The organism is Rhizobium sp. CF122, assembly GCF_000282035.1.
Lineage (GTDB): Bacteria > Pseudomonadota > Alphaproteobacteria > Rhizobiales > Rhizobiaceae > Rhizobium.
Genome location: NZ_AKKA01000023.1, coordinates 160,749 through 180,920, shown reverse-complemented (window position 1 = coordinate 180,920; position 20,172 = coordinate 160,749). Strand labels below are relative to the sequence as shown.

Below are 20,172 nucleotides of genomic sequence, written 5' to 3'. Positions count from 1 at the left end.
GACAGAAAAATGGTTGATAAGGTACCGATGACACAGGGTGGTTTCGTCAAGCTGCAGGAAGAGCTGCGCTGGCGTCAGCAGGAAGAGCGCCCGCGAATCATCGAAGCGATCGCAGAAGCGCGCGCCCACGGCGACCTTTCCGAGAACGCTGAATACCATGCAGCAAAGGAAGCGCAGAGCCACAACGAAGGCCGCATCAGCGAGCTTGAAGACCTGACCGCACGTGCCGAAGTCATCGATCTGTCCAAGATGTCTGGCGACAAGATTAAGTTTGGCGCCAAGGTGAAGCTCGTCGACGAGGACACGGAAGAAGAAAAGACTTACCAGATCGTCGGCGACCAGGAAGCCGATGTTAAGGCCGGCCGCATTTCGATTTCCTCTCCGATCGCGCGTGCGCTGATCGGCAAGGAAGTCGGCGACTCTATCGAGGTCAATGCACCCGGCGGCTCCAAGGCTTACGAAGTTCTTGCCATTTCTTGGGGCTGATTAACCCGTGGAAGGTCGCGGCCAACCGGCTATCGTCAATATCCGTGACGTCGAGATTATTGCGCCGAACTTCAAGAAACGGCTCTCCGGCGTCACCTCGACCATCATTCAGTTGATCCCGGTCCAGCGTGCACTCGGCGAGAAGATTGCGGCTCTCGGACCGGGTCTTCCGGCATCTTTGCCGCACATTCGCTTTCGTGATCTGCCGAAGCTTTGGCGTACGCCCCGCGGCCTGCCTTTCCGCATATGGCACGCTCGCCGCAACATCGAGATGTTTCCGGCCATTTTGATGCGCGATGTCTTGCGCATGCCGTTGAAGATCGTCTTCACCTCGGCTTCTCAGCGCCGCCACACGGGCTGGACGAAATGGCTGATTTCGAAAATGGACGCCGTGATCGCAACAAGCGGCAAAACGGCCGACTATCTCGAAGTGCCGAACACCGTTGTTCTGCACGGAATAGACACGGCTCGCTTCTCTCCGGCAGATGACAAGGCAATAGCCAAACAGATGCTTGGTCTCAACGCGACGATGAAGATCGCCGGCTGCTTTGGCCGGGTTCGCCACCAAAAGGGCACGGACCTTTTCGTCGATAGCATGATCCGCCTGCTGCCAACTCGACCGGACTGGATCGCCATTATTGCCGGGCGCGCAACCGCCCAGCACGTCGAGTTCGAGAAGGAACTGAAGGCGCGCGTCGCTGCCGCCAGCTTGACCGATCGCATTCTCTTTGTCGGTGAGCACACCAATATCAACGACTGGTATCGTACGCTCGATCTCTTCATCGCTCCGCAGCGTTGGGAAGGTTTTGGCCTGACGCCGCTCGAAGCAATGGCAAGCGCTGTCCCCGTGGTCGCCACTGACGTCGGTGCGTTTGCGGAATTGCTAGTGACCGGCGACAAGGAAACCGGCGCCATTGTCCCGCGCGACGATCTCGATGCAATGGTTCAATCTTGCGGTCTCTTCATGGACGACGAAAGCCGCCGACAGCTCGCATCGGTTCGCGCGCGCACCCATGTGATGAATGCCTTCAGTATTGAAGGGGAAGCGCGCAAGCTCAGCGCCGTCTACCGGTCGGTGTAGGCGACAGCATCAGGTTTGCGCTTGAAGAGCTCAAGATAGGCATTGGCAATCGCGTCTTCGGAGAACTGCTTCATCAGCGTCTCGCGACCGCCCGCGGTAACCTTTTCAGCAAGGGCCGGGTTGTTGATCAGCCGCTCGATGGCTTGCGCAAAACCGTCGGTATCGCCGATTTCAACCAGCAGCCCGTTGTCGCCATCCCGCATGAACCACGAGGGGCCTTCGGAGCGGCTGGAAACGACCGGCTTGCTCTGCGCCCATGCCTCCAGAATGACATTGCCAAGCGGCTCGTGGTTTGATGGCATGACAAAAATATCGGCAGCCGCCACGAATGGCCGCGTATCCTTCTGCCAACCGAGAAACCGCACCCTGTCCGTCACACCAAGATCCGCCGCGACCTTCTTGACGTTCTCCATCTCCTCGCCTTCGCCGGCGAGCCACAAATAGACGCCGGGAATCTTCGCAACCGCCGCTGTCAGCAGCGCAAACTCCTTGCGCGGCACAAAACGGCCCATCGACATCACAACAGGCGCATCCGCTGGTGTGTCGAACGCTGCACGCTCGATCGGGGCAACCCGTCCGGTGCTCGTGAAGTTCGAGATCACTTCTATGCCCCGCGTCCAACCCAGCTCGCGCACATGTTCGGCGATGCCGGGCGTATTGCACACGAGAATGTCGGAATTTTCGAAGTACCTCAGATTGGTCGGATAGTCCCCGAGCCTGGAGATCTTGATGCATCCTTTGTAGTTGGGCATCAGCTCGCTCGCGCGAGGTGCCCAGGCCATGATCGCATCCGGTCTTGCCAACCGGGCATTGATTGCAACTCTCAGCGGCAGCAGGATTCGATCAAGGGAGAGATTGCGGAAGTTGCTTTCGGATATCCGGACCGAGGCCGGCATGTCCTTGCGCCATATCCGGTTGGGTCGGATGATTGCGCTCTGCTCGACATTACGCCGGGCCAAAGCATTGACAAGATGCACGAAGAACCGCTCGGCTCCCCCATCCTTGCCAAAATGAAAATGCATCACCCTCACGGTTCGCTTTTCCCGGTTTCAAACAAGCGGATGTAGGCTTGCGTGATCGCATCCTCGGAGAACCGGTTCATGAGCGTGTCTTGGCCGCCTTCGATCAACGAGGTGCGCAAGGCCGGCTCGTCGCGAATACGCGCGATCGCACCGGCAAGCCCCTCGACGTCGCCGCAATCGACCATCAACGCATCCTTGCCATCGGTCATCACCCAGCTCGGCCCCTCGGCGCGAGAGCCGATGGTCGGTTTCCCTGCCCCCCAGCCCTCGAGACACACATTGCCAAGCGGTTCGTGAAGCGAGGTGACCGTAAAGACATCCGCGGAGGCAAGATAGGCATAGGCGTTGGTCTGCCACCCAGCAAACCGCACGCGGTCTCGCAGGCCGAGATCGTCGGTGAGTTTTTCAAGGTTCTCCCGCTCCGGTCCGTCGCCCAACAACCACAGGAACGCGCCCTGCGTTCTTGCAATCGCCTTTATAAGAACGTCGAAGCCCTTCCGCTTTACGAAGCGCCCCATGCCGATCACAACGAAAGCGTCCGCGGGCGTCTGCAGCGCTTGCCTGGCGATCGGCTCACTGGGAGCGGAACGCGTAAAGTTGGCAATCACCTCGACGCCACGCGTCCAACCAAGTTCGCGGACTCGCCTGGCAATATCAGGCGTGATGCAGATGAGCGTTTCGGAATTGCGATAGTAGCCGAGGTGTTCTGGATAGTCTCCGAGCCGCGAAATGCGCCGAGCGTTCTTGTAGCGCGGCATGAAGCGGCTCGCGCGCAATTGCCACGACATGATCACATCAGGCTGAAATTCATTCAGGATGGCGCGCATGCGCGCCGACAAGACAAAACGCGAGAGCGAAATGCGCCGGAATGTACCCTCGTAAACCTCGCCGCATTTTTCTATGTCCTTGCGCCAACTGCGATCGGGCCGAATGAGCGCGCGCTGCTCGATCCCGCGGTCGTGGAGCGCATTGACGAGGTTGACAAAGAAGCGCTCCGCTCCGCCCTCCTTGCCAAAATGAATATGCATCACCTTCATCGCGATTGGACCTTAATGTCTTCCTGCGTCATCAAAGCTTGGGTGCCCCTCTGCAACCTGACGTTGATACAGCTTCGCCTGGGTGAGAAAGGCGTACACAGCGCCGGTCATAGCCTCGATAAAGCCCGACGGCCCACAGCGCCATAAACCGTTGTGGAAATACAGCCGTAGGAAATAAATTGGCGGACTGAAAAGAAGCCTGACGAACGTCGTCTTCTCGCCCAGGCCGAAGTGCTGGTCAGCCTTCAGGGTCGAGTATTTGTTTTCTTTCAGGATTTGTTCATCGATGACCAGTGGCCTGTAGTGAAGGAGGCTGCCTGTCTTCGCATCCTCCACACGCCCGGTCGGCACGATACCTTCATGAACGGCTTGCGCGAGATCATAGGCACCTCTGCCCTTGCGGATGAGCCGTAGATTCTTTCTCTCGTGAACATATTCAGGCGTGTATCCGTAACCGATGAGGTAGGGACGACGCGCCACGCGCCATCCGACAATATCCTCTGAAGCGGCAATCAGCTCCGGCAGAAGCTTTCGCAGGGACGCATCGAGCCGCTCATCAGCATCGACATTCAAGCGCCATGGCTGAGTGCACCGATCGAGCGCGAATTGCTTCTGCCCGGCATAACCACGCCACTTCTCGTGAAACAGCCGGATCGGCCATCCCCGGTCGATGTAAGACTGCAACAGAGCGACCGTGCCATCCGTCGAACCGGAATCGACCACAACAATCTCCGCGCACCTATCCAAACTCTCGATGCAATTGCCGAGATACGTTTCTTCGTTCAGGCAAATGATGAACGCGGAAATGGGCAATTTGGTCATGGAATGATCTTCGTATCTTCATCCGCGACGAACGGCTAGCAAAGCGCCTTCCTTAAGGCATAAGCCGTTCCATTCATAGAGCATCGCTTGCTCGTTGGCCGCTCAGACTTCGACCAGACCCACGCGTTTGACCTGCCGGATTGTCAGCATCGTGCGCACCGTATCCACGTGCTCGTTCGCCGTCAGCACCTCGATGACGAAGTCCTGGAACCCTGTGAGGTTCTCTGCAACACAATGCAGGAGGAAGTCGCTGTCTCCGGAAACCATCCAGGCCTGACGAACCAGCGGCCACTGCGCCGTCGCGGCGGCGAACGCCTTGAGATTGGCTTCCGACTGATGCTTGAGGCCGACCATGCAGAAGGCGACAAGATCGAAGCCGAGCTTCGGGCTATTCAGCATCGCATGGTAGCCTTCGATGACGCCAGTCTCTTCGAGCTTTCGCACGCGGCGCAGGCAAGGTGGCGCCGAAATGCCGACGCGGTCGGCAAGCTCGACATTGGTCATGCGGCCGTCCGCCTGCAGCTCACGCAATATCTTTATATCGATGGCATCGAGTTCGGCGCGAAGCACGATCCTGTCCTTCCTTTAATTCGTGGCTGCCAGCTTCTATATAAAGCGGCGCAATACGCAAGAAAGTTTCACCTAAGCGATGGATTGTTACACAGTGTGTCGACAAAGCCTTGTTGGTAACGCAAGGCTGCCCTTGAATAAAAGCACTGGACGTTCATAAATGGCGAATGGAAACGGCCCTATTCGCTTTTTAGCCGCCGCTCCCGACAGTCGAAAAGGAAATGCCCATGTCCGCCCGCCATACCAAGGTGCTCATTATCGGCTCCGGCCCCGCCGGCTACACGGCTGCCGTCTATGCAGCCCGTGCAATGCTGAAGCCTGTGCTGATCGCCGGGATGGAGCAAGGCGGACAGCTGATGATCACGACTGACGTGGAGAATTATCCAGGCTTTGCCGATCCCATCCAGGGGCCATGGCTGATGGACCAGATGCTGCAGCAGGCAAAGCATGTCGGCGCAGAAATCGTCAACGACATCGTCACCGAAGTCGAAATGAACCAGCGCCCTTTCGTGGCGCGCACGGATAGCGGCCAGGTCTGGACGGCCGATACGCTGATCATCGCAACCGGCGCCAAGGCGAAGTGGCTGGGCATCGAAAGCGAGCAGCATTTCCAGGGCTTCGGCGTCTCGGCCTGTGCGACCTGCGACGGCTTCTTCTACCGAAACAAGGATGTGATCGTCGTTGGCGGTGGCAACAGCGCCGTCGAGGAAGCCCTCTATCTCTCCAACATCGCGAAGTCGGTGACGGTCGTGCATCGTCGCGACAGCTTCCGTTCGGAAAAAATCCTGCAGGAACGCCTGTTCTCGAAGGAGAATATCAAAGTGCTCTGGAACACCGAGGTTGCCGAGATCACCGGCACGCCGGCCAAGCCGCCGATGCCGCCGTCCGTTACAGGCGCCCGCCTGCGTGACACCCGCACCGGTGCGATTGCCGAGGTCGCTGTTGACGGCGTCTTTGTTGCGATCGGCCACGCGCCGGCGACCGAGCTTTTCAAGGGTAAGCTGAAGCTGAAGGACAACGGCTATCTCTGGACCGCGCCGGATTCGACGGCAACCAGCCTGGAGGGGGTTTATGCCGCCGGTGACGTGACCGACGATACGTTCCGCCAGGCGATTACCGCCGCCGGTCTGGGATGCATGGCAGCTCTCGAAGCCGAACGATATCTGACGGGCCATATGCCCGTCGCCGTTGCCGCGGAGTAGGATCGGCTATGAGGGGTGGGGGAATGCCATTGGATTGGGACAAGCTGCGTATCTTTCACGCAGCTGCCGAAGCGGGTTCATTCACGCATGCGGCGGATAAACTGCACCTGTCCCAGTCCGCGATCAGCCGTCAGGTCAGCGCGCTCGAGCAGGATGTCGGCACCAAGCTTTTCCACCGCCATGCGCGCGGCCTGATCCTGACGGAACAGGGTGAACTGCTCTATCGGACCGCTCACGACGTGCTGCTGAAGCTGGAAACGGTGAAGATGCAGCTGACCGAAACGACGGAAACGCCGACCGGTAAACTGCGCGTCACCACCACGGTCGGTCTCGGCCAGGGGTGGCTGACGGACAAGATCCAGGAGTTCATGCAGCTCTATCCGGACGTCCAGATCCAACTGATCCTCGACAACGAGGAAGTGGACGTCAACATGCGCTACGCGGATTGCGCCATCCGCCTGCGGCAACCGGTTCAATCCGATCTGATCCAGCGCAAGCTGTTCACCGTTCACATGCACGTCTATGCGGCCCCCTCCTACATCAACCGCCATGGCGAGCCACAGACGGTCGAAGACCTCGACAACCATCGCATCATCACATTCGGCGAACCCGCACCGAGCTACCTGCTTGACGTCAACTGGCTGGAAGTCGCCGGACGCTCGTCCGACAACAAGCGCATCCCGCACCTGCAGATCAACAGCCAGACCTCGATCAAGCGCGCCTGCCTGCTCGGAATGGGCATCGCCTGCATGCCCGACTACATCGTCGGACGCGACCCTGGCCTCATCCAGCTGCCGATCAACGCAGACGTGCCGTCGTTCGACACCTACTTTTGCTATCCCGACGAGATGAAGAATGCGGCGAAGCTGAAGGCATTCCGCGACTTCATTGTCAGCAAGGCGCGCAACTGGAACTTCTAGTTGTTCGGCCCAGAAATACAAGCCGTGCAATGCATGCATGTCTGGCATGCATAAATTGGGGTTGCCGTCTGCTTATTAAAACACCATATCGCTTACAGCTGATGCACACGGTGGCTTTTCCTCCCAGTTCCACCGCATTAGCTGTTCCCCTCTGGAGGTTTTGACCTTCACACCTACAAGGGCCCCGATCTTTCGGTGGCCCTCTTTTTTTGCCCGATTTTTTCGCACTGCAGCAGAAAATTGTGCAACGCATAGCAGGCATGCGCAAACATGCATTGAAATCTGCCTCTCAAAGCATCATATCCCACTCAGCTGATGCATTTCGTGGCTTCTCTCCCAGTGCCACCGCGTTAGCTGTTCCCCTCTGGAGGTTTATTGACCTTCACACCTTTAAAGGGCCCCGATCTTTCGGTGGCCCTCTTTTTTTGCCCAAAATTTAGCCAGGCCGGGAAATGCAACAATTCACGCCGTCGTGACTTGCATATCGAGAATGACAAATCCATATATCGCCTAATGACGATTTATAATTCGATGAGCGGCGATGGAAAAAGACGAAATCCTGAAGGCGATAGCCCACCCGACACGGATGGAGATCCTGAGCTGGTTGAAGAACCCCGAGGAGCATTTTTCCTCGCAGGAGCACCCGCTTGAGATGGGCATATGCGCAAGCCAGTTCGAGCGCTGCGGCCTTTCGCAGTCGACCGTCTCGGCACATCTAGGGACCTTGAGCCGCGCCGGCCTCGTGACGACAAGACGCATCGGCCAGTGGATCTTCTACAAACGCAACGAGGAGACCATCGCGGCTTTCTTGAAGCAACTCTCGAAGGATCTGTAGGTGCCCGCTCGCCTTTGCGATGCACTGCCTGAGCGCGCTCATGCTCGGTACGTTGAACGCAGAACGACCGGACCGCTTTCCAACACGGGCTCTAGCGCAACTCGCACCACTCGCGCGCCCCCTCCGTTGATCGGGCGCGTTACAACCACCCTCCCCTATCCCTCCGTCGAACGGTAGGCGCGTCCGCCACGGCCGAGTGATTTTCCAGCACCTAAGAAAGGACTCCCATGAGCAAGCTTTTCGAACCGACAACGGTTGGCGATATTGCCATCAAGAACCACATCGTGATGGCGCCGCTTACGCGTAACCGCTCGCCGGGCGCCGTTCCGAACGACCTCAACGTCGAATACTACCGCCAGCGGTCAGGGGCTGGGCTGATCGTCACTGAGGCAACGGCCATTACGCATCAGGGCCAGGGTTACGCAGATGTTCCCGGCCTCTATTCCAAGGAAGCGATCGAGGGCTGGAAGCGTGTGACCGATGCCGTGCATGCGGCGGGCAGCAGGATTGTCGTTCAGATGTGGCATGTCGGCCGTATCTCGCACACGACGCTGCAGCCGGACGGCGGCAAGCCAGTCTCCTCGACGAATACGGCCGCAAAATCCAAGACCTATCTCGTCAACCCGGACGGCACAGGAAGCTTCGTGCCGACGTCCGAACCGCGCGCCCTCGAAACTTCGGAAATCCCAGGCATCGTTGAAGACTATCGGAAAGCCGCGCGCGCGGCGATTGAAGCCGGCTTCGACGGCGTCGAGATCCACGCTGCAAATGGTTATCTGATTGACCAGTTCCTGCGCTCCGGTATCAACGACCGGACGGATCAGTACGGTGGCTCGGTCGAGAACCGCGCACGCTTCCTCTTCGAAGTCGTTGATGCGATCACGGCCGAGATCGGCGCCCGCCGCACCGGCATCCGCATTTCACCCGTGACGCCGGCAAACGATTCCTCCGACCCGGATGCACAATCGATCTTCACGTATGTGGTCAAAGGTCTGGCAAAGTATGACCTCACCTACATCCACGTCGTCGAGGGTGCGACCGGCGGTGATCGCAACTATCAGCAAGGCGACAAGCCCTTCGACTACAAGGCGCTCCGCAACGCTTACGAGAAGGCTGGCGGCATGGCGAACTGGATGGTCAATAACGGCTATGACCGCGACATGGCGATCGACGCCGTGGAAAGCGGCCGCGCCGACCTCGTTGCGTTCGGCAAACCGTTCATCTCCAATCCGGACCTCGTTCAGCGCCTCAAGGACAACACGCCGCTTGCCGGCCTTGACCAGGCAACGCTTTATGGTGGCGGTGCTACCGGATACGTAGACTATCCAACGCAAGAAAAAGCCGCCTGAGCCTACACTTACCAACGGAGATCCCGCCATCTGGCGGGATTTTCTTTTTTCAGCGCCTGGCTAGCATGTCACCATGTTCGAATCGCACATCAAGCGCTGGCGACTGACTATCGACGGCGAACCGATCATCACCCATTCCAGCCATCTCCTGCCCGTTCTGTCGGACGGCAGACCTGCGATGCTGAAAATATCAAAGGACGAGGCTGAGCGGGCCGGTGGCGCCCTGATGCAATGGTGGGGCGGCATCGGCGCGGCAAGGGTCTACGCGCACGACAGCGAGGCCGTTCTGCTCGAGCGCGCGATGGGCCACCGCTCGCTTCTGGCAATGGCGATAGACGGCGCGGACGATGCGGCAACCCGCATTATTTGCAGCACAGTCGCAAAGCTTCACACCCCACGCGAAAAGCCCCGGCCGGAGCTCATTCCGCTTACCCGCTGGTTTCGCGACCTTACCTCGGCGGCAGAAGTTCATGGCGACATACTGGGTCAGTGCAACCTGATTGCCAGAACACTGCTTTCCGATCCGCGCGATCCCGTCGTCCTGCACGGCGACATTCACCACAGCAACATCCTCCATTTCGAACAGTACGGCTGGTTGGCGATTGATCCAAAAGGCTTGATCGGCGAACGCGGCTTTGATTACGCCAATATCTTCGCTAACGAAGACCTTCAGACCATAAGCACCCCCGGTCGTCTGCAGAGGCAGCTTCGACTTGTCGCCTCCGAGGCTGGCCTTGAGCCGAAACGACTGCTCCAATGGATTGCTGCCTATTCGGGCCTGTCAGCCGCCTGGTTTCTCAGCGATGGATCGACGGCACTGGCCGAAAGTCCACTCGCTGTAGCGCGCATCGCGCTAGCTGAATTACAGCGGGACTAGGCGCGCCGTTCGCCCATTGCGCCGCTGCTCGGATCTTGGTGTCGGACGCCAGAGATCGATCAGAAGAGACATGGGCGCTACGCCTCCTTGGCCTTACGCACCTTCGCGGGTGCGTTCTTCTCATTGATGAGCCGAACACAGATGGAGACGCAACCCTAAACAGGTGCTAGTGAACGGCCTGTACCGAAACGCGTGCCTCGCCCTCCTGCCCAGCGCTCGGCAGGCAGCCGAGCGAGACCAACGACGCGCGAACAGCTTCGTCGATCGGCGTATGGGGCTCGCTGCCGAGTTCGGTGATCAATCGTTCATTCGACATCCGCAGCGGCTCCCGCCAGAGGTAGCGCATCTCCTTCAGCTCACGCATGAAAGTGACGAAGGGAGCGGCCAGCGGCACGATCCACCAGGGAAAGGCCTGCGTCTTTATGGTGGCGCCGGCCACCCGTTTGATAGCAGCCACCATCTGACAACCATCGGCATCCCAAAAGCCGTCCATGTGATAGACGGCAAAGGATGGCAGGCGGTCACCGCATTCGATGAGACGGACCATCGTTTCTGCAACATCAGGCAGATAGGCCCATTGGTGCCCGACGCCGCACCGCGCCGGATTCTTGACGGTGGTCAGCAGCTTTCCCGGCGTGACCATGCCTTGTGAGAACCAGCTACTGGCAGCCCCCGGTCCGAAAAAATCGCCAGCACGGACAATGATGACCCGCGCGCCGGTTCGCGAGGCAACCTCCAGTCGCCTTTCCATTTCGACGCGGATCGCTCCCTTCTTCGTCACGGGATGTTGCGGGCTGTTTTCCCGAAGGACCGGAAATGAATCCGGTCCGAAATTATAGACGGTGCCCGGCAGAAGGATGCGCGCACCGACCGAACGTGCGGCTGCAATGGTGTTGTCGAGCATCGGGACAACGAGCTTTTCCCAGTCGCGGTAGCCCGGCGGATTGACGGCGTGGATGATAAGGCTGGCACCTTGGGCCGCCGTCATCAGATCGATGGCGTTCATCGCATCGCCTTGGATCCACTCGAAATTCGACGCCCTCGCGCGCGCCTTTGCGGCATCCCGATTGAGCGCCCTCACCTGCCAGCCGCGTGCGGCGAGCTTCCGTGCGACCTCGCCTCCGATCCCGCCTGTTGCACCAAGCACCAGAGCAACCCGTCCGTTTTGTTCCGTCATGATGGTCTCCGTCAACTTCGACTGAAGCCGATCATGCCTATGTTCCAACACAAACAAAATTGACGAAATTCGTTGCACAGATATACATAAATGCATGAACAGGGAACCGGACTGGCATTTCTACCGAACGCTGTTGGCCGTCCTGGAGCAAGGATCGCTTTCGGCGGCGGCCCGTGAACTGGGCCTGACGCAGCCGACGGTCGGGCGGCACATCGACGCGCTGGAGGACGCAATCGGCTCGCAGCTCTTCGTCCGCTCGCCGAACGGTCTATTGCCGACCGATGCGGCCCTGGAATTGAAGCCCTACGCGGAAACGCTCGCGGCGACATCCGCCGCCCTGCTGCGAACTGCATCGGGACATCGAGAGCGGGTCGCTGGCACTGTCCGGATAAGCGCCAGCGAGGTCATCGGCGTCGAGGTCTTGCCGCCTATCCTCGCACCACTGGTGGCGGCCCATCCTGAACTCAGCATCGAGCTCTCGGCGTCTGACGCCATCGAGGATCTTCTCAACCGGGAGGCGGATATCGCCGTCCGGATGGCCGAGCCGGCCCAGGATCAGCTCATCGTCCGCCGCATCGGAGAAATACCGCTCGGCTTTCACGCCCATCGTCGCTACATCGAGCAACATGGCATGCCGGAGGAGATCGCTGACCTCGCAGGACACCGCCTTGTCGGCTTCGACCGGCAAACGGCCTATATCCGGACCATGATGGCGCGCTTTCCATTGCCGGACGGGCTCGCCTTCGCTTTTAAAAGTGATAACCCGCTTTCGCAGATCTCGGCAATTCGCGCCGGCCTGGGGATTGGGATCTGCCAGACGGGCCTTGCAGCACGAGATCCGGATCTGTTGCCGGTCCTGCCGGAGCTTTTCCGGATACCTCTCGACACCTGGGTCGTCATGCATGAGGGGATCAAAACGGCGCGCCGCTACCGCGTCACATTCGACGCGCTGGTAGACGGCCTGATGAATTACGTGAGCGGAACGGCGCGCAAACGCCCGGGCTGATCATCGCATGAATGATGAACCGTGCGCTCATGCGCGGGGCGAGGCTTCGCTGGAATGGCTTTTCCAGGTGCCGTCGACGACCTCGGTCTCCGGCCGGTCCCCGCCTTCGGCATACTCCTCATGCCATTTGCCCTTATCATCCTGCCAGCTGATCTCCGCGGAATCACCGCCAACCTGCTGTTCGGCCGCAACGATGCGGGCTGCTTCGAGCGCTTCGGAGTGTGTGGGAAATGCTTCGGAATAGACATTGCCCAACCGGTAGGCCCAGCCCCCGTCGTGAGGAACGACCTCGTAGACCACCTTGACCATGCATTTCACTCCTCTTCTTGTTCGCGCCCGAACACTGACCGGATTGCATCCAGTTCTGCGCGGGCCGCATTGCAAGAGACGAGTGGGCGCCGCGATATGCTTCCGGCTGACCGATGCGTTAGTATTCCATTAAATTCTCAAGACTGCAAACGCACCTCTGCGCGTGCTCGCTTGCCATGCAAAATCATCGCTTTAGACTTTCCGGATGAATCAAGATCGGAGCTTTCCGTGAAAATTGTGCCGCGACTGAAAGACGAAATGTTCTTGGTATTGGCGATGGTCGTCGCCGCTTTCGCGTACATGTCAGAGCATGCGGTTCTTGAGATGGGCCGCGGCATATCGCTCATCGCGGCCGCAGCGCTTGTCGCCACCATCGTCGTTGCCTCGGTTCGCGTCGCCCATCATGCGGAGATCCTGGCAATCAAGGTTGGCGATCCCTATGGCACGATGATCCTGACGCTGTCGGCCGTTGCCGTGGAAGTGATCATCCTCGCGATCATGATGAGTGGCGAAAGCTCCCCCACGCTCGTTCGCGACACGATCTATGCAGCCCTGATGCTCGACATCAACGGCATCCTTGGCCTCGCCGCCCTGCTCGGTGGCTTGAAACACGGAGAGCAGCCATACAATGACAACTCGGGAAAGACCTATGGCGTTATGATCCTCACTGCCATGGGCATCTCGATGATCGTTCCAGAATTCGTGCCGGCGGATAAGTGGCACTACTACTCCGCCTTCACCATCCTGGCTATGGTCGCCCTCTACGGCCTCTTCCTGCGTATGCAGGTCGGTCAGCATAGCTACTTCTTCAGCTATGCCTATCCTCGCAGCGAGCGGAAGAAGACCGATCCGCAAGAGCACTCGACCGAGGATTCCGCGGCCGCCTCGATCGCCACGATCTTGATCGGCGTGGTCATCATCGGCCTGCTTGCGGAGTTCATGGCCACCTTCATGACGCAGGGCCTGCGGGACACCGGCGCTCCCGTTGCCCTGACCGCCATCGTCGTCGCAGCGATTTCCGCGGCGCCCGAAATCCTGACAGCGCTGCGTGCAGCGCTGCGCAACCGCATGCAGGCGACCGTCAATATCGCCATGGGTGCTTCACTATCGACTGTCATCCTCACGGTTCCGGTGATGGAGGCGATCGCGCTTTATACCGGTCAACCCTTCATCATGGCCATGACACCGGTCCAGACTGTCATGGTGGCGATCACCCTGATCGCGGCAGCCATCAACCTCAACGACGGTGAAACCAATGCCATCGAAGGCATGACGCATTTCATCCTCTTCGCGACGTTCCTGATGCTGTCGGCATTGGGACTTTGATTTTGTGGAACCTGTCCGATCGTTGCGTCGCTACGGCTAGGAGATCGCACCTTGCAATTCGTATACGTGCACACCATCTCTAAGGCATCGGCAGCATCTGAAACGGGCGCTGCCGGGTGCGGACGATCAGAAGCGTTCCAGCCCCAACAAAGGAGGACCGCATGTCTTCCGCCTCCAGCATACAGTTCATGGAAAATGTGATGCGGGAAGCTCTGCGCTTCCGCTATGTCGATTTTCTTATCAAGTCGACCCCGGCAATCAGTCTGGCATTCATCGCCTACGTCACGTTCCGGGGTATCCTTTGGTAGGAGCAGCCGTTCTGAACCCACAATTCATTACCGAGGGCCCTTTCATTCGAGGTCACCATGGCAGAGCGCACCAGAGAAACTGAAATAACGTTTGCTCACCCCTTCGTTCTGAGTTCACTGGTAGTCCCGTTGGAAGCGGGGACCTATCGGCTGATTGTCGACGAAGAAGAGATCGAAGGCCTATCATTCTCCGCCTTCAGGAGAACCGATACCCATCTCGAAATACCGGCGATTGCAACGGATAACGGCACCAGGCAGCGATTGAGCGTGTCTTCGCAGGAAATTGAAACTGCCTTGGCCAAGGATGCCAGTACAACCGAGCGATGCGGCTTAAAGACCGAGCGGCGGCCATTCGACAACGCATTCCAGTAGAGAAACGAGAGGAGCATTATGGCAATCGCATTTCCCAACCGCGCCAGAAGCTATGACGAAACCGCCAGGCGCATCCGCTTCCTCGGCCATGATGGTATGTTCGAGATTCGTTTCTCGATGGATATTGACGTGCTGACGAAGGGACCTTGCCCGGCAGCGACATCGGAACGCGACTATCTCGCGGGATTTGACGGGCTTCGAACCCAAATTCTAGATGTCGCCAAACGCGTCTATGGCTCTAAACGAGAGAATTCGATCGTCCTGAAACTGTCGGATTTCAAGTAGCAGATCGATCGCAGTTTGCTTTTTCCTACACCAAAGCCCGTACCGAAAACCAACCCTACAACGAGGACCATCGTATGCATGAGCCATGGAGCAAAAGCCGCCAACGCGCAGAAGCTGCGTTCGGATTGACGCAGACACAGATGTTGTCCCGCACACAGGAAGCATTGAAAATCGATGCCGTTGCTACCGCCAGAAATGAGAAGACCGCTCGACTGAGAGCGATGCGCCTTGAGCAAGAAGCGCACGCTCGGGCCGGGCAATCTTCCCATGCAACGCCGATCAAGGAATGACCAAGGGACACTTGTCGCACATTTGAAGCGATCCCAGCGGACCCGCCCTTGCCTTGCGGTACTGGGTAGGAACATGGCACTTCTCGCCGGGAATTCGGTAGACTTTTCATCTCAGCCGGTTGGCAACGTCCGACCAACAAAAAACCCGCCGTTTCCGGCGGGATTTCGCATTCGTTCCTGAATTGCTTACTTGCAGGCGCCGCAGAAGCGCTGGATGCGCTTGCAGGCTTCCTCAAGCAGCGCTTCCGAGGTCGCATAGGAGATGCGGAAGTTCGGGCCAAGGCCGAAAGCCGAGCCGTGAACGACGGCTACACCTTCGCTTTCAAGCAACTCGGACACGAAGTCCTCGTCCGTCTCGATAACCTTGCCAGAGGGTGCGGTCTTGCCGATGAGGCCGGCGCAGGACGGATAGACGTAGAACGCGCCTTCCGGCGACGGGCACGTGATGCCCTTGGCCTGGTTCAGCATCGACACGACGAGGTCGCGGCGGCCTTCGAAGATCTTCTTGTTCTGAGGGATGAAATCCTGCGTGCCGTTCAGCGCTTCGACGGCAGCCCACTGCGCGATCGACGTCGCACCCGAGGTCTGCTGCCCCTGGATCATGTCCATCGCCTTGATGAGCTGGATCGGACCTGCCGCATAGCCGATACGCCAGCCGGTCATCGCGTAGGCCTTGGAGACGCCGTTCATCGTCAGCGTGCGATCGTAGAGCTTCGGCTCGACTTCGACAGGCGTGACGAACTTGAAGTCGCCATAGGTCAGATGCTCGTACATGTCGTCGGTCAGCACCCAGACATGCGGATGCTTCAGCAGCACGTCCGTCAGTGCCTTGAGTTCGGCATGCGTGTAGGCAGCACCCGACGGGTTGGACGGTGAGTTGAAGACGAACCACTTCGTCTTCGGCGTGATCGCCTTGTCGAGATCGCCCGCCTGCAGCTTGAAGTTGTTTTCCTGCGTCGCCGAAACGATGACAGGGGTGCCGCCGCACAGCGACACCATTTCCGGGTAGGACACCCAGTACGGCGCCGGGATGACGACTTCATCGCCCGGGTTCAGCGTCGCCATGAAGGCATTGAAGAGGATCTGCTTGCCGCCGGTGCCGACGATCGTCTGCTCCCAGGAGTATTCCAGGCCGTTCTCGCGCTTGAACTTCGCGGCAATCGCCTTGCGCAGTTCAGGGATACCGGAAACCGGAGTGTACTTTGTCTCGCCGCGGTTGATCGCGTCGATGGCCGCCTTCTTGATATTATCTGGCGTATCGAAATCCGGCTCGCCGGCGCCGAGGCCAATCACATCGCGTCCTTTCGCTTTCAGCTCGCGCGCTTTTTGGGAAACGGCGATGGTGGCTGAAGGCTTCACACGGGAAAGAGCATCGGCAAGAAAGGCCATGATATCGGTCCTATACGGTTGATTTGGGCAGAAAGCCGGGACCGGAATTCTGCGCTAAGCTCTATGTCCAATGTGAGCAGGCATTTCAAGCGCAAAGGCGTGATGGTGCCAATGATTCTTCGTGATCAGTTGGCTCATACGATTGTCAATTCGCGACATCACCCACTCGGCCCGATGAACAATTTTGCGAAGCCCTTGAATCGATTTCTGAAGAGGGCCCGATTTACGCCCTGAAATCAAAAACTTCGCCTTTTTCAGGCTTTGCCACGAATTGGCCGCAACAAATGCCGCGGCATGCCGCAATTCGGTCGCGAGCGCGCCGAGATCGAAGCCGCATCTTGGTGCATCCGACATTGGTTATTGAGGGCATACCATGTTTGTGGAAGACGAGTTTGTCATAAGGCGCCTTCGCGCCAGTCGCGTATCCATCTCATTGCTGGTTGCATTCGTGGCTTTCGCCGCGTCGGTAGTTATGACATTCGGGCTCGTCACGACGGTTTACGCCGAAGAAAGCCAGCAAAAGGTCGAGCAACTCGCCGGTCTCGTTCGACCGAACGACGTCAACAGCGGCTCCCTCCTTTTTCCCGCTAAGGAGCCCGGCTTCTTCGTCGAGGCACCACGCCTGAAGACCGACGTCCAGATGGATGTCTCCGGCCCCATCGCCCGCGTCAAGGTCACCCAACGATTCCAGAACCCGAGCAAGGGCTGGGTTGAGGGTACGTATGTCTTTCCGCTCCCGGAAAACTCCGCTGTCGACGTGCTGAAGATGCAGATCGGCGAGCGCTTCATCGAGGGTCAGATCAAGCCGCGCCAGGAAGCGCGCGAAATCTACGAACAGGCAAAGGCAGAAGGCAAGAAGGCCGCTCTTCTCGAGCAGCAGCGATCCAACATCTTCACCAACCAGGTCGCCAACATCGGCCCCGGCGAAACGATTGTCGTGCAGATCGAATACCAGCAGGCCGTCCACCAGTCCGGCGGCGAGTTCTCGCTGCGCTTCCCGATGGTCGTCGCCCCCCGCTACAATCCGGCGCCGATCGTCCAGACCGTGGAATTCAACAATGGTGCCGGCTTCGCGGTCCCGACCGACCCGGTGGAAAATCGCGAGAAAATCGAGGCGCCGGTTCTCGATCCGCGCGAGAACGCGAAGATCAACCCCGTCGCGCTCACCGTCAATCTCAAGGCCGGCTTTCCGCTCGGCGACGTGAAATCCTCCTTCCATGACGTCGACATCAAGCAGGACGGCGACCAGAGCCGCACGATCTCGATTACGGGAGAGAGCGTTCCGGCCGACAAGGACTTCGAACTCACCTGGAAGGCCGCGCCTGGCAAAACGCCAAGTGCCGGACTTTTCCGCGAGGTCATCAACGGCAAGACCTACCTGCTCGCCTTCGTCACACCGCCGGCAACGCCCGATACATCGTCGCCGACAGCCAAGCGCGAAGTCGTCTTCGTCATCGACAATTCCGGTTCCATGTCCGGCCCGTCGATCGCGCAGGCGAAGGAAAGCCTGGCGCTTGCGATCTCGAAGCTCAACCCCGACGACCGCTTCAACGTCATCCGCTTCGACGATACGATGACCGATTATTTCAACGGCCTCGTCGCGGCCTCACCCGACAATCGCGAGAAGGCCATCGCCTATGTCCGCGGACTGACCGCAGACGGCGGTACCGAAATGCTGCCGGCGCTACAGGATGCGCTGCGCAACCAGGGGCCTGTCGCCAACGGCGCGCTTCGCCAGGTCGTGTTCCTGACAGACGGCGCAATCGGCAATGAACAGCAGTTGTTTGGCGAGATCAGCCAAAACCGTGGCGAGGCCCGCGTCTTCACAGTCGGCATCGGCTCGGCGCCAAACTCCTATTTCATGACCAAAGCCGCCGAAATGGGCCGCGGTACCTTCACCCAGATCGGCTCCGCCGAGCAGGTCGCGACCCGCATGGGAGAGCTTTTCGCGAAGCTTCAGAACCCGGCAATGACCGATATTACGGCAACCTTCGAAGGTATAAAGGCCAAGGACATCACCCCGAACCCGATGCCTGACCTCTATACCGGCGAGCCGGTCGTCCTGACCGCGGAACTGCCGGAAGAAAAACCCGCCGGCAAGCTGCAGATCATCGGCAAGACCGGCATCCAGCCCTGGCGCGTCGACGTGGATATCGCCAACGCCGCCGATGGCCAGGGCATTTCCAAGCTCTGGGCGCGGCGCAAGATCGACGACCTCGAAGCCCGCGCCTACGAACGGGAGGACCGCGCTTCGCTCGACAGGGACATCGAGACGGTGGCGCTCGCCCACCACCTCGTCTCGCGTGTAACGAGCCTCGTCGCGGTCGACGTCACACCATCGCGTCCTGCAGGCGAGCCCGTCGGCTCGGCAAAGCTGCCGCTTAACCTGCCTGATGGCTGGGATTTCGAGAAGGTCTTCGGTGAGGAAGCCCCGGCCCCGACCAGCCCGCCCGATCATGCGATGGCGACGCCCCGGCAGGAGTTTGCGCAGCTGGCGGCATCGCGCATGGCTGCCGCACCTACGGCGAAGGCAGCCGGGCTGATTGCCCAGAAGCCCGCGTCGGTAAAGCTGCCGCAAACCGCAACGCGTGCAGACGAGCAGATCGTCCGCGGCATCGTCATGCTTTTTGCCGCACTGATCGCGGCAAGCGGGTTTGCCATTTGGCGCCGGCGCGTACGCGGCGTCTTCGCAGGGGACAGGCAATGACGCCAGTGAGCTCGCGAGCCGCAGTTGGCAACCACGAAGCGGAGGAGTTCGGCCCACTTCCGACCTACCTCGAGCTCGCCATGGCGACGGCGGCGGCGACCGCTTACGATACTGCGACGGCGCAGCAAAGCCGCTCGCTCCTGCCCCGTCTCTCCGTCGTCGAGAAGGCCATTGTTGTGAGCATCGCCGCCCTCGCGCTGTACGGAACGGCACTGGTGGCCGACGGGCTCTACATCAAGGCCAAGGCGGAATTGTCGCAGCTTCTCCTGAAGAGGGCCTTTGCCGCCGAACTTCGCGGCGAAGACACCAAGCCTTGGCCCTGGGCGGATTTCACGACCGAGGCGGAAGTGACCGCGCCTCGCCTCGGCAAGCATGCGATCGTCCTGTCCGGCGCCTCCGGCGAGGCTCTGGCCTTCGGCCCCGCCTGGCTCGCCAATACGCCCCAACCCGGCGATGAGGGCACCTCCGTCATCGCCGCCCATCGCGACACGCATTTCCGTTGGCTGAAGGACGTCGAAGCAGGCGACGAAATCGAGGTCACACGTCGCGATGGCAAGGTCCTGACCTTCAAGGCGGGCGAAGGCCGCGTCGTGCCATGGGATCAAAGCGGCATTGATCCGACAGCGCAAGGCCGCCATCTCGTGCTTGCGACCTGCTGGCCTTTCGGCGCGACGGAACGCGGCCCACTGCGCTACATCGTCGAAGCGGAACTCGTCGATCCGCAGCCAATCGGCACCGTGCCAGCGGCAAACACAAAGCCGTTATCCCAGCGCGAATGAGCTTGAAGCAGGTGTCCGACGCA

22 protein-coding genes are annotated in these 20,172 nt (G+C 59.4%); 14 read left to right on the top strand and 8 right to left on the bottom strand.

Features of this window, described 5'->3' with window-relative positions; translation table 11 throughout:
• Positions 1-9 precede the first annotated feature (9 nt).
• On the top strand, positions 10-486 hold the full coding sequence (greA, locus tag PMI09_RS06425; RefSeq protein WP_007790068.1) for a transcription elongation factor GreA: 477 nt from the start codon (positions 10-12) through the stop codon (positions 484-486).
• 31 nt (positions 487-517) lie between these two features.
• On the top strand, positions 518-1,567 hold the full coding sequence (locus PMI09_RS06420) for a glycosyltransferase family 4 protein (protein WP_037082096.1): 1,050 nt from the start codon (positions 518-520) through the stop codon (positions 1,565-1,567).
• On the opposite strand, the gene PMI09_RS06415 is transcribed toward PMI09_RS06420, so the two are convergent.
• The 4 genes from PMI09_RS06415 to PMI09_RS06400 all read right to left on the bottom strand — a co-directional run bounded on the left by PMI09_RS06415 (position 1,552) and on the right by PMI09_RS06400 (position 5,018).
• Positions 1,552-2,598 (bottom strand): glycosyltransferase, encoded by a 1,047-nt coding sequence (locus PMI09_RS06415; protein WP_007790065.1) that lies wholly within the window; start codon positions 2,596-2,598, stop codon positions 1,552-1,554. The genes PMI09_RS06420 and PMI09_RS06415 overlap by 16 nt on opposite strands.
• Positions 2,595-3,626 carry a glycosyltransferase gene (locus PMI09_RS06410; protein ID WP_007790062.1) on the bottom strand — a complete coding sequence of 344 codons (1,032 nt, stop codon included), beginning with the start codon at positions 3,624-3,626 and terminating at the stop codon, positions 2,595-2,597. The genes PMI09_RS06415 and PMI09_RS06410 overlap by 4 nt, the downstream gene beginning before the upstream one ends.
• A 12-nt stretch (positions 3,627-3,638) precedes the next feature.
• Complete coding sequence (locus tag PMI09_RS06405; protein ID WP_007790060.1) at positions 3,639-4,448, bottom strand: glycosyltransferase family 2 protein; 810 nt, start codon at positions 4,446-4,448, stop codon at positions 3,639-3,641.
• A gap of 102 nt (positions 4,449-4,550) precedes the next feature.
• A complete protein-coding gene (locus PMI09_RS06400) occupies positions 4,551-5,018 on the bottom strand; it encodes an Lrp/AsnC family transcriptional regulator (protein ID WP_007790058.1) in 468 nt (155 codons plus the stop codon).
• A 227-nt stretch (positions 5,019-5,245) separates the two neighbouring features.
• Here PMI09_RS06400 and trxB point away from each other — a divergent pair, with 227 nt between their 5' ends.
• The 5 genes from trxB (at position 5,246) to PMI09_RS06375 (ending at position 10,201) form a co-directional block, all read left to right on the top strand.
• Entirely contained in the window at positions 5,246-6,220 is a 975-nt protein-coding gene (trxB, locus tag PMI09_RS06395) for a thioredoxin-disulfide reductase (protein ID WP_007790056.1), read from the top strand.
• Between the two features lie 23 nt (positions 6,221-6,243).
• A complete protein-coding gene (locus PMI09_RS06390; RefSeq protein ID WP_007534166.1) occupies positions 6,244-7,140 on the top strand; it encodes a LysR family transcriptional regulator VtlR in 897 nt (298 codons plus the stop codon).
• A 541-nt stretch (positions 7,141-7,681) separates the two neighbouring features.
• Positions 7,682-7,975, top strand: a complete 294-nt coding sequence (locus tag PMI09_RS06385) for an ArsR/SmtB family transcription factor (protein ID WP_007790053.1) — start codon at positions 7,682-7,684, stop codon at positions 7,973-7,975.
• A 227-nt stretch (positions 7,976-8,202) separates the two neighbouring features.
• Positions 8,203-9,324 (top strand): alkene reductase, encoded by a 1,122-nt coding sequence (locus PMI09_RS06380; RefSeq protein ID WP_007790049.1) that lies wholly within the window; start codon positions 8,203-8,205, stop codon positions 9,322-9,324.
• A 73-nt stretch (positions 9,325-9,397) separates the two neighbouring features.
• Positions 9,398-10,201 carry an aminoglycoside phosphotransferase family protein gene (locus PMI09_RS06375; protein ID WP_007790047.1) on the top strand — a complete coding sequence of 268 codons (804 nt, stop codon included), beginning with the start codon at positions 9,398-9,400 and terminating at the stop codon, positions 10,199-10,201.
• A gap of 166 nt (positions 10,202-10,367) precedes the next feature.
• On the opposite strand, the gene PMI09_RS06370 is transcribed toward PMI09_RS06375, so the two are convergent.
• A complete protein-coding gene (locus PMI09_RS06370; RefSeq protein ID WP_007790045.1) occupies positions 10,368-11,378 on the bottom strand; it encodes an SDR family NAD(P)-dependent oxidoreductase in 1,011 nt (336 codons plus the stop codon).
• 94 nt (positions 11,379-11,472) lie between these two features.
• Between PMI09_RS06370 and PMI09_RS06365 the strand changes: the two genes are divergently transcribed.
• Complete coding sequence (locus PMI09_RS06365) at positions 11,473-12,384, top strand: LysR family transcriptional regulator (protein ID WP_007790043.1); 912 nt, start codon at positions 11,473-11,475, stop codon at positions 12,382-12,384.
• Between the two features lie 27 nt (positions 12,385-12,411).
• On the opposite strand, the gene PMI09_RS06360 is transcribed toward PMI09_RS06365, so the two are convergent.
• On the bottom strand, positions 12,412-12,693 hold the full coding sequence (locus tag PMI09_RS06360) for a DUF2188 domain-containing protein (RefSeq protein ID WP_007790042.1): 282 nt from the start codon (positions 12,691-12,693) through the stop codon (positions 12,412-12,414).
• A gap of 258 nt (positions 12,694-12,951) precedes the next feature.
• Between PMI09_RS06360 and PMI09_RS06355 the strand changes: the two genes are divergently transcribed.
• The 4 genes from PMI09_RS06355 to PMI09_RS06345 all read left to right on the top strand — a co-directional run bounded on the left by PMI09_RS06355 (position 12,952) and on the right by PMI09_RS06345 (position 14,984).
• Positions 12,952-14,019, top strand: a complete 1,068-nt coding sequence (locus PMI09_RS06355) for a calcium:proton antiporter (RefSeq protein ID WP_443216172.1) — start codon at positions 12,952-12,954, stop codon at positions 14,017-14,019.
• 161 nt (positions 14,020-14,180) lie between these two features.
• On the top strand, positions 14,181-14,327 hold the full coding sequence (locus PMI09_RS31665; protein ID WP_007790038.1) for a hypothetical protein: 147 nt from the start codon (positions 14,181-14,183) through the stop codon (positions 14,325-14,327).
• Positions 14,328-14,384: 57 nt separating this feature from the next.
• Positions 14,385-14,699, top strand: a complete 315-nt coding sequence (locus PMI09_RS06350) for a hypothetical protein (RefSeq protein ID WP_007790036.1) — start codon at positions 14,385-14,387, stop codon at positions 14,697-14,699.
• Positions 14,700-14,717: 18 nt separating this feature from the next.
• Positions 14,718-14,984 carry a DUF1488 domain-containing protein gene (locus PMI09_RS06345; protein ID WP_007790035.1) on the top strand — a complete coding sequence of 89 codons (267 nt, stop codon included), beginning with the start codon at positions 14,718-14,720 and terminating at the stop codon, positions 14,982-14,984.
• Positions 14,985-15,460: 476 nt separating this feature from the next.
• Here the strand turns inward: PMI09_RS06345 and PMI09_RS06335 are convergent, their stop codons facing one another.
• Together PMI09_RS06335 and PMI09_RS06330 are read right to left on the bottom strand one after the other, a co-directional pair.
• A complete protein-coding gene (locus PMI09_RS06335; RefSeq protein WP_007790030.1) occupies positions 15,461-16,663 on the bottom strand; it encodes a pyridoxal phosphate-dependent aminotransferase in 1,203 nt (400 codons plus the stop codon).
• A 54-nt stretch (positions 16,664-16,717) separates the two neighbouring features.
• Positions 16,718-17,017 carry a hypothetical protein gene (locus PMI09_RS06330; protein WP_037082054.1) on the bottom strand — a complete coding sequence of 100 codons (300 nt, stop codon included), beginning with the start codon at positions 17,015-17,017 and terminating at the stop codon, positions 16,718-16,720.
• A 19-nt stretch (positions 17,018-17,036) separates the two neighbouring features.
• Here PMI09_RS06330 and PMI09_RS06325 point away from each other — a divergent pair, with 19 nt between their 5' ends.
• Positions 17,037-19,370: a marine proteobacterial sortase target protein gene (locus tag PMI09_RS06325; protein WP_007790029.1), complete on the top strand. Its 2,334-nt coding sequence runs from the start codon at positions 17,037-17,039 to the stop codon at positions 19,368-19,370.
• Complete coding sequence (locus PMI09_RS06320) at positions 19,367-20,149, top strand: class GN sortase (RefSeq protein WP_007790028.1); 783 nt, start codon at positions 19,367-19,369, stop codon at positions 20,147-20,149. The genes PMI09_RS06325 and PMI09_RS06320 overlap by 4 nt, the downstream gene beginning before the upstream one ends.
• Positions 20,150-20,172 lie beyond the last annotated feature (23 nt).